This window comes from Paenibacillus sp. MY03 (genome assembly GCF_002165585.1).
GTDB classification, from domain to species: domain Bacteria; phylum Bacillota; class Bacilli; order Paenibacillales; family Paenibacillaceae; genus Pristimantibacillus; species Pristimantibacillus agaridevorans.
In genome coordinates, this window is the sequence record NZ_MXQD01000058.1 from 44,720 (window position 1) to 53,940 (window position 9,221).

Below are 9,221 nucleotides of genomic sequence, written 5' to 3' on the forward strand. Positions count from 1 at the left end.
TTATTCAAATGAGGGATGATTGATGGAACTCGCACTTCCTATTGTATCCATCGTTATCATGCTTTTATAACCTTTCAGCCGGTCCCGTTTTCGACTTCGCGTGCGTCTCGAAGCTTTGCCGGTATTCGATTCTGCCTATCTCGCAGCCAGGTCCAACCTTGACTGTATTGCCTCTTACCAAATCCGCGCGCGTATATTCGATATACACCTCATCCCCTTCGATTAAAGCAGCAGAAAGCCTCGTTTCGACAGATGGCTGCACCAAGCTTTTAAGGCCCAACCCTCTGCTCCTGCGCACGACAATGGTGCCGCCCACAATCTCCCCCACTTGGGAGGGCCCGTATAATCGAATGGTCGTACGCTCGGCGTTAACGACGCTTGCCGTCTCGACGGCGCCCCGAATATCCAGCTTCTCCGCTTCGATCGGGCCGCCGGAATGAAGCATTCCCGACAGGACAATCTCTTCTCCCCTGATGCCCATCTCCCCGCGAAGCTCTCCCATTCCTCCGAGTATCCCGCCTCTTAACGAGCCATTCACCTGCAATTCGCCCGTAAACTTTAGCCTGCCGGCTTTCAGATCCCCTTGCAACTTGGCCGTCCCCGTCAATGACAGCTGGCTGCAAGCAACATGCCCCATCAGCTTGGCGTCACCTGTAATGCGGATCTTTCCGAATATTCCTCCGGCCATTTCGGAAGTGCCGACAAGTCTCAAATCCTGAACATGCTCATTCACCGAGTTTCTCCTCCTTCTCGACGATGCTGTCGGGATGAACCGTCATTCGTGTCTTGAATTCGGCCCTGCCGATTCTGCAGCCCTTGCCGATCACGATCTGTCCTCCTCGCACGACCGCCGCATGCGTGTACTCCAGCCGAACGATATCGCCTTCGATGACTTCGGCGTCCAGCCTGGATTCGGCGCTTGGCATCGCCCAGCTCCAAAGCCAGCCCCAACCGCTGCCGCCCAGTCTGCTGACGATAACGGTCTCGCCGCCGATCTCTCGTATTTTGCTCGCCTTGTGCGCAAGTCCCAGCTCGATCGTCCCTGCGTTTAGCAACCCCTCCGACTTCACGACGCCTCTGCCGATAAACGTCTCGGCTTCGATGTCTCCGCCTGCCGTCAACATGCCGTCGAGCTTCACGCTATCGGCTTCGATCCGTCCCCCAACCTTGCACATGCCATCGAGCAACGTTGTTCTGGCTATAAGCGCTCCTTCCACGGACAACTTGCCTTCGCTTCGCAACTCGGGGGTATAGACGTTGCCTTCGATCGTCGTAACACCGCTGGAACGGATGCCGTACAAAGCGCTCAGATGACCTGCTACCTTAGTGACGCCGTCAATCTGTACGTTCCCATATTCGCCTCCGCTCGCCTTGCCATATCCGCTCATCGTCAAATTCGGCAACTCGCCTCTGCGCTCGAAGTCCTTCGTCTCGAGGTTCTTCGTCTCGGGCTTTCTCGTCTCGAGGTTCTTCGTCTCCATACGTCCGCCTCCTTCTCTCATTGCAGTTTGCTCTTCAGTTGCTCCGCCGTCTCCTGCATGCTTAACCTCCGCACCATCTTAACCCCTTCGTCAAAATACAATGCGGACGATGCCGTTACCAAAACGAACGACGCCATGCCCATCTTACGGATAAAGACCAGATCACATGGTTCACCGTTAAACTTGGGATAATGCTCCTCAAGCGCAGCCAGCAAAACATCTCCTTCCTCCAAGCCCATCTCTCCTGCTTGAAGCAACATATCCACAGTGAATAACTTTAGCATCCGGTCGAACGGATACATCGTTCCTGCCTCGTCCCGGTTCATATAACGTTGAGCCGATATCAACGAAACAATGTTTCGTTCGATCATACCATCCTTACCAAGCTCTGCATCGATAGGACCGTTCACTAACTTACTCGCAAGCTCGTCGAGCGACAAGTCGTCCTTTAGATTTAACACTTTATCAATGCGAGCCAATATAAGCTCCTTTGGGAAAAACGTCTCCTGGCCCGTAAACACGGACTTCCGAATAAACCATTCCTCTGGAATGAGCCCCTTCCGTTTCCAACGATACAGCTGCCCGTACGATATGCCTGTCGCGTCCAGCAGCTCCTTTTTCGATATAAGCTCCCTCTCCACGCACGCACCTCCTTATCACGATAATCATCGTAACATAACATTGTTACGTAGTAAAGATGGAGAAAATGGATCAACAGAAGTGTAACCAGGGAGTGTGGGCAACTTGCTTTGTGGGATTCATCCACAATGCGATTCATCCACAGGTCGAGGCTGATGCGCTAGGGATCCGTCACATAAACAGGGATGTATACACGGAGCTACTGGAGATCAGACATATGGATAGGGATGTATACACAAAGCTACTGGGGATAGTGGGGATGAGTAGTCCCGCCTCAGTGGTATCCACATGGGGATACACACAATGCGCTGAACACACTGCATTTGCGCCTGATCAGTATGAAACTTCATACACAATGCGCCGACCACACTCCAATCACGCCCGATCAGTATGAAATTTCATACACAATGCGCCGACCACACTGCATTTGCGCCCGATCAGTATGAAATTTCATACACAATGCGCCGACCACACTCCAATCAAGCCGGATCAGTATGAAATTTCATACACATAGCGTCGGTCACACTCCAATCACGCCGGATCAGTATGAAATTTCATACACAATGCGCTGGCCATACTGCAATTCCGCCCGATACGTGTACTAGAAATGAGTCGTCGCCGATTACAGCCACGAAGCAGCCTCTTATATGTCAATGCTCTCTTGTAGCTCTCCCCACATGCCTGCACCACTGCTCCAAATTTATATTAAGTCCGGACTTTGCATAGTGCCGATATACTCGTAGTACATCACCCGTTGCGATTCTCCTCTCGTCACGGCTCTGAATTTGCCCTTCTCGACTAATCTGCGGCAATATTTGATGACCGTCAAGTTGTGAAGTTCAAGTTGCCTGGCTGCTTCCTTCGGGCGAATCAATCGATTGTGACGTATTGCTATGCGCATGAGCTCGCGCTCCATTCTGTCGTACTGTCTCTCGACCGTCCCCGTGCTCCCGTTCATTGCAGCCAAATACGGAGTCAGAATATGCCGCAGCATGGACAAGATAAAGGAAGGATTCTCCTTTAGCTCATCCAGAGCAATGCTATATACCCTGCAATCCTGCGATTGCAAAAACAATTCCCTGTTCAAATCCAGCCTATACTTGGTACGATCCGTGCCATGCGAACCGTAATCCATAATTTCAAACACGATTCGCGCATCGCCGACCAACCACATGAAATCCACAAAATAGGATTTGCCACGCCCATCCTTCACCTCATACTCCGGATGGAGCCCATGAAAATGACCCGCAAGCGGCCACCAAACCTGCTCAACAAATATCTTGTTTCCAAAGCCGTGCCCACGTTTTAACGCATCCAGCCGTTCTCCTTTTCTACGCTTCAAATGATACGACATCCACTTCTCATGTTCATAACCAAAACCCGCTACCACATTCCCCACCAACCTTCCTGGAAAATTAACATGCGATATTTTTGAAAAATAACGCCAGAATGCCCCGTCTCCTCTAACAAGGAAACGGGGCATTCTTCGCCACCGACAACGTTATTTGTTTTAACTGTGCCACAAAATTCGGAGCTCCGCAAGCGCGCATATACTGAAACAGCCCTTCAACGCACCCTTATTACTTCCGATGCATTTTGAACTCCAGAAACAGCTCGTTGTAGTGGGACAACATGCGCGGGCCGAGGTTGTCGTACACCTCGAGGCGGTCCGTCAGCTCCTTGTCCGGGTAGAAACGCTCGTCACCCGAGATATCCTCCGGCAGCAGCGCCAACGCCTCCTTGTTCGGAGTCGAGTAGCCGACGTATTCCGTGTTCTGCGCCGCCACTTCGGGGTCCAGCATAAAATTGATGAACGCGTGCGCGCCCTCCAGATTGCTCGCCGTTTTCGGGATGACCATGTTGTCGAACCAAAGGTTGGAGCCTTCCTGCGGCACGACGTAGTCGAGGTCCTCGTTCTCGTCCATGATCTCCGAGGCGTCGCCCGACCAGACAAGACCTGCGGCGGCCTCCTCGTTTGCGATCAGCATCTTGATCTCGTCGCCGACGATCGCCTTCACGTTCGGCGTCAGTTCCGACAGCTTCGCGAGCGCCTCCTGCAGATGCTCCTCGTTCGTATCATTCAGCGAATAGCCGAGACTGTTCAGCCCCATCCCCATCACCTCGCGCGCTCCGTCCAGCAGGAAGATATTGTTGCGCAGGCTTTCGTCCCACAGGTCTTCCCAGCTGTCGAATGTCAGGTCGCCGACCATCTTCGGATTGTAGATAATGCCGACCGTTCCCCAGAAGTACGGCACGGAATATGCATTGTCCGGGTCGAACGACAGATTCATGAAGTCCGGATCGATATGCTTAAGATTCGGCAGCTTGGCATGGTCGATTTTGAGCAGCAGATCGTCTTCTTTCATTTTGCTGATGGCGTATTCCGAAGGGACGGCCACGTCGAACGTGGTGCCGCCTTGCTTGATCTTGGTCATCATCGCTTCGTTGGAATCGAACGTCTGGTAGATGACCTTGATGCCGCTCTCCTTCTCGAACTGCTCGATCAGCTCAGGGTCGATATAGTCGCCCCAGTTGTAGATCGTCAGCGTATTGCCTCCGGAGTAGCCTTCGCTCGAATTCAACGCAGCCACCGCGTACATCAGCCCGAACGCCACGATGAATACCAGCAGGAACGTGCGCACTAAACCGCTCATGCCCGCTCCTCCCTTCCAGCCGGACGACTGCTCCGGCGATTAATGAAGTAGTAGCCGATAACCAGCAGAATCGTGAACAGGAAGATCAGCGTCGATAATGCATTGATCGACAGCGACACGCCTTGGCGCGCCCGCGAGTAGATCTCGACCGACAACGTCGAGAAGCCGTTCCCAGTCACGAAAAAAGTTACCGCGAAGTCGTCGAGCGAATACGTTAATGCCATAAAAAATCCCGCGAATATGCCCGGTTTGATATACGGCAAAATAACGCGCGTCAGCACCTCCCAGGAGCTCGCGCCCAGATCGCGCGCCGCGTCGAGCAGCGTGCCGCTCATCTCTTGCAGCTTCGGCAGCACCATGATGACGACGATCGGAATGCTGAACGCGATATGCGACAGCAATACCGACACGAAGCCGAGCTGGATGCCCGCAATCGTAAACAGAATGAGAAAGCTCGCCCCGATGATGACGTCCGGGCTGACGATCAGCACGTTGTTGAGGGTGAGCAGCGTTCCTTTGGGCCGGTTGCTGCGGATGTAATGAATGGCGATGGCTCCGAACACGCCAATGATTGTCGAGATTGCCGAGGACAGCAGCGCGATGATAAATGTATTGAGCACGATGATGAGCAATCGCGTGTCCTGGAACACTTCACCATAGAATTCCCAAGTAAAGCCTTCAAATTCCCGCATGGAACCGCCGCTATTAAACGAATAAAACATCAGGTAGAAGATCGGCGCGTACAAAATGGCGAACACGACGATCAGGTACAGGTTGGAGAGCTTCCAGCTATTTTTTCGCAATGTCGATCAGCCCTCGCTTTCTGTTGCCGGTAAGCAGCATCAAGAGCGCCATGGCAATGATGAGGAAAACCGCGATCGTCGCCCCCATGCCCCAATCCTGCGTCACGAGAAAATGCTGCTCGATTGCCGTACCGAGCGTAATAACGCGGTTGCCCGCGATGAGGCGCGTAATCATGAACAACGACAACGCCGGAATGAAGACGGCCATGCAGCCCGCCTTGACGCCGTCCAGCGTCAGCGGGAAGATGACCCGGCGGAACGTCGTCCATGCCGAAGCTCCGAGATCGCGCGCCGCGTAGACGAGAGTAGGGTTCATTTTCTCCAGGGCATTAAAGATAGGCAGCACCATAAACGGAATAAAAATATACACCGACACGAACACAAAGCTGAAGTCCGTAAACAACAACTGCTTCGTACCGATCCCGGTCAACTCCAGCACGGCGTTTACAAAACCGTAGGTGCCGAACAGGCCGATGAAGGCGTACGCCTTGAGCAGCAGGTTAATCCAGCTCGGCAGTATGATAAGCAGCAGCCATAACCCTTTGTGCTTCGTCCGCGTTAGCAGATAAGCCGTCGGGTACGCGACCAGCAGCGAAAAAAACGTGATGAGGAAAGCGTACCAGAATGAGCTGAGCGTCATTCGCAAATAGACAGGGGTGAAAAACTTTTCATAGTTGCTCAGCGTGAACTCGCCTTCCACATTAAAAAAGGAGTAATACACGATGAGCAAGATCGGCGCGACGACGAACAGAACGATCCAGAGCAGGTAGGGAACAAGATAATAATTGCGCGCTCTAGCTTCCATGACGACCAGCCCCGCCTTCTCCACCTCGATTGTCCTGCTTTAAACCGGCAGCAGACTGGCTTGCCGGGGCGGATGGCGCTCCTTGCCCAAACCTCTTGTCGGCGCTCCCTCCCTGCTCGTCGTCCTCATACGACTCCAGCCGTTTGTCGAACTCCTCCTCCGTCTCGCCCAGACGCATAACGTGGATCGCCTCCGGTTCGAAGGTCAGGCCGATCCGTTCGCCTACCGTCGCCTTGCGCGTGGAGTGGACCAGCCACTCGTTGCCGGCATCGTCGTAGGTGCTGATCTCGTAATGCACGCCCCGGAACAGCTGCGTATCGACGCGCACCTGCAGCTTGCCGTTATCCTGCGAAGTGATCTCCAGATCCTCAGGGCGAATGACGATATCGACGACTTCGCCGTCGTTCAAGCCCTGGTCGACGCATTCGAACGACCGACCCGCGAATTCCACCTCGAAGTCGCGCAGCATGCGGCCCTTCACAATGTTCGACTCCCCGATGAAGTCGGCCACGAACCGATTGATCGGCTCATCGTAAATGTCCGTCGGCGTGCCGGACTGCTGGATCGTGCCTTCATTCAAGACGAAGATCTCGTCCGACATCGCGAGCGCTTCCTCCTGATCATGCGTGACGAAAATAAACGTAATCCCCAGCCTGCGCTGCAGCTCGCGAAGCTCGTATTGCATTTCGGTACGAAGCTTCAGGTCGAGCGCCGACAGGGGTTCATCCAGCAGCAGAATTTGCGGCTCGTTTACGATAGCTCTTGCGATGGCGACGCGTTGGCGCTGACCGCCCGACATTTCGGTAATTTCGCGGTTCTCGTAACCTGTGAGGCCGACGAACTTCAGCGCCTCCTTCACCTTCGAAGTGACGGCATCGCCCTTCATCCGCTTGACGCGAAGCCCGAACGCTACGTTCTCGAACACGTTAAGATGCGGGAACAGCGCGTAATCCTGGAACACCGTGTTCACCTGCCGTTCGTTGGCGGGAACGCGGTTAATGATTTTGCCATCAAACGTGATATTGCCGCTCGTAGGTTCCGTAAAACCCGCGATGAGGCGGAGAATTGTCGTTTTGCCGCAGCCCGACGGGCCCAGAAGCGTATAGAATTTGCCCCGCTCGATCTCGAAGCTGACTTCCTTGAGCACCGCGGGGTCGGATCCGCTATATTGTTTCGTTACTGAGTCGAACCGGATAATCGGCTTGCCTGTCATCCTTCAACCTCCTTCGTTTCCCTTGCCGCATGGCGTTGTCCCTTATCGCTAGGACCCATGGTGCTATTAAATCAATGTGATTATACAGCATTCTCGCAAAAGGGCAACTGAAATATTGGTAAACCTTACACTATCTTTATGGGCGCCTAATAAATATATAAACAGATTAATATTTAATCGTATCATCTTGGAAAAAGACCCAACTATGCTTACTATTTCACGAAGCACGGCTCGTTATCCAAAGCATGGCATTCGTGGTAGACTGTCAGCATAGCGAAATGAAAGGGGAATTACAAAATGGCTGTGGGGAAAACATGGCGCACGGATGCTCATCATCGACGATTCGTTGCGTCTTTCAGCGGGGGCAAAGACAGCTCGCTGGCGCTTCACTTGGCCATGCAAACCGGAGAAGCCGTGGGGCTTATCGTCATGCTGGAGGAAAAAGGAGAGCGGTCGCGGTCGCACGGCATGCCGCCGGAGCTTATTGCCGCGCAAGCGGAATCCATCGGTCTGCCCGTATTATCCGCCGCCGCAACCTGGGATGATTACGAAGAGGCGTTCGTCCAGCTGCTCGGCCGGGCCAAGGAGCTGGGCGCCGAGGCTCTTGTGACGGGCGACCTGGACATGCCGGAGGAGGGCTGCTGGCATGACAAAGTCACGAAACTAGCCGGTCTGGAGCTGGGAATCCCTCTGTGGCGGATGGATCATCGCCGTTGCGTGGAAACCTTCATCGAGCTGGGATTTGTCGCAGTCGTCGTGACGATCAATCTGACATTGGGGATGACGGAGGCGGATCTGGGGAGGAGCATGACGCGGGAATTCGTCGACGAACTCGTCGGGCGCGGCATCGATCCCTGCGGGGAGGGCGGAGAATTCCATACGACGGTCCTGGACGGTCCCATTTTCCGCAAGCAAGTGCCTGTTCGACAGCTCGCTATCGTCAGGGACGGCGACTACGCCTTTCTGCCTCTTGAGTTGGATGAAGCAGCGTGGCGGCAGTAATCATGCGTGGAGTCGAAGGAACACGGATGGCCGGATGATTGAACAAGTCTGATATGTAACCGGATCACCTGGCGATTACGCGGCTCGGAAATCAGGGAGGATCGGTGACAGCGACTTATAACTCGGAAAATATGCGACTGGTGGGATTTAGATCGGTCCCAGCGACTTAAAGCTCGGAAAAGGTGCTGCTGGCGGGATTTAGATCGGTGACAGCGACTTATAACTCGGAAAATGTGCGACTGGTGGAATTTAGATCGGTCCCAGCGACTTAAAGCTCGGAAAATGTGCGACTGGTGGGGATTAGATCGGTCCCAGCGACTTAAAGCTCGGAAATTATGCGACTGGTGGGGATTAGATCGGTCCCAGCGACTTAAAGCTCGGAAATTGTGCGACTGGCACGAGCGGCTTAAGTCGGAGGTTGATTCATACACCGCTCTCAACAAGTCGGCACGCCGCTAGACAGCACAAAGGCCATCTCCGCAAACATTCGGGGATGGCCTTAAATTTAAACCTGCACATAAAGCCGCTTAAGCCGCGGCACTGCCCGCTTCCTCTTCGTTCCGTCGGCGCAGCAGCGTAAAGAATGCGAACGACAACACCGCAAATTAAAGCCGCTTAAGCCGC

At 53.8% G+C, this 9,221-nt stretch carries 9 protein-coding genes; 1 reads left to right on the forward strand and 8 read right to left on the reverse strand.

What is annotated here, in order from left to right; genetic code table 11:
- Positions 1-64: 64 nt before the first annotated feature.
- The 8 genes from B1748_RS31610 to B1748_RS31645 all read right to left on the reverse strand — a co-directional run bounded on the left by B1748_RS31610 (position 65) and on the right by B1748_RS31645 (position 7,595).
- Entirely contained in the window at positions 65-733 is a 669-nt protein-coding gene (locus tag B1748_RS31610) for a hypothetical protein (protein ID WP_087571951.1), read from the reverse strand.
- Complete coding sequence (locus B1748_RS31615; RefSeq protein WP_087571952.1) at positions 726-1,481, reverse strand: hypothetical protein; 756 nt, start codon at positions 1,479-1,481, stop codon at positions 726-728. The genes B1748_RS31610 and B1748_RS31615 overlap by 8 nt, the downstream gene beginning before the upstream one ends.
- A 17-nt stretch (positions 1,482-1,498) precedes the next feature.
- Positions 1,499-2,122, reverse strand: a complete 624-nt coding sequence (locus B1748_RS31620; protein ID WP_087571953.1) for a YhbD family protein — start codon at positions 2,120-2,122, stop codon at positions 1,499-1,501.
- Positions 2,123-2,820: 698 nt separating this feature from the next.
- A complete protein-coding gene (locus B1748_RS31625) occupies positions 2,821-3,462 on the reverse strand; it encodes a hypothetical protein (protein ID WP_256976062.1) in 642 nt (213 codons plus the stop codon).
- A 238-nt stretch (positions 3,463-3,700) separates the two neighbouring features.
- Positions 3,701-4,774 carry an ABC transporter substrate-binding protein gene (locus tag B1748_RS31630; RefSeq protein ID WP_087571954.1) on the reverse strand — a complete coding sequence of 358 codons (1,074 nt, stop codon included), beginning with the start codon at positions 4,772-4,774 and terminating at the stop codon, positions 3,701-3,703.
- The gene (locus tag B1748_RS31635) at positions 4,771-5,577 is read right to left on the reverse strand and encodes an ABC transporter permease (RefSeq protein ID WP_087571955.1); all 807 of its coding nucleotides are present in this window, start codon (positions 5,575-5,577) and stop codon (positions 4,771-4,773) included. The genes B1748_RS31630 and B1748_RS31635 overlap by 4 nt, the downstream gene beginning before the upstream one ends.
- A complete protein-coding gene (locus B1748_RS31640) occupies positions 5,564-6,382 on the reverse strand; it encodes an ABC transporter permease (protein ID WP_087571956.1) in 819 nt (272 codons plus the stop codon). Before B1748_RS31640 ends, B1748_RS31635 begins: the two co-directional genes overlap by 14 nt.
- Entirely contained in the window at positions 6,372-7,595 is a 1,224-nt protein-coding gene (locus B1748_RS31645; RefSeq protein ID WP_087571957.1) for an ABC transporter ATP-binding protein, read from the reverse strand. Before B1748_RS31645 ends, B1748_RS31640 begins: the two co-directional genes overlap by 11 nt.
- A gap of 297 nt (positions 7,596-7,892) precedes the next feature.
- On the opposite strand from B1748_RS31645, the gene B1748_RS31650 reads away from it, so the two are divergent.
- Positions 7,893-8,597, forward strand: coding sequence for a Dph6-related ATP pyrophosphatase (locus B1748_RS31650; protein ID WP_087571958.1), 705 nt, complete (start codon positions 7,893-7,895; stop codon positions 8,595-8,597).
- Positions 8,598-9,221: the final 624 nt, after the last annotated feature.

Bases quoted from the DNA above. Each gene is read 5' to 3' on its own strand.
- B1748_RS31645 (WP_087571957.1), bottom strand. From the start codon at position 7,595: ATGACAGGCAAGCCGATTATCCGGTTCGACTCAGTAACGAAACAATAT.
- B1748_RS31650 (WP_087571958.1), top strand. From the start codon at position 7,893: ATGGCTGTGGGGAAAACATGGCGCACGGATGCTCATCATCGACGATTC.
- B1748_RS31630 (WP_087571954.1), bottom strand. From the start codon at position 4,774: ATGAGCGGTTTAGTGCGCACGTTCCTGCTGGTATTCATCGTGGCGTTC.
- B1748_RS31640 (WP_087571956.1), bottom strand. From the start codon at position 6,382: ATGGAAGCTAGAGCGCGCAATTATTATCTTGTTCCCTACCTGCTCTGG.
- B1748_RS31615 (WP_087571952.1), bottom strand. From the start codon at position 1,481: ATGGAGACGAAGAACCTCGAGACGAGAAAGCCCGAGACGAAGAACCTC.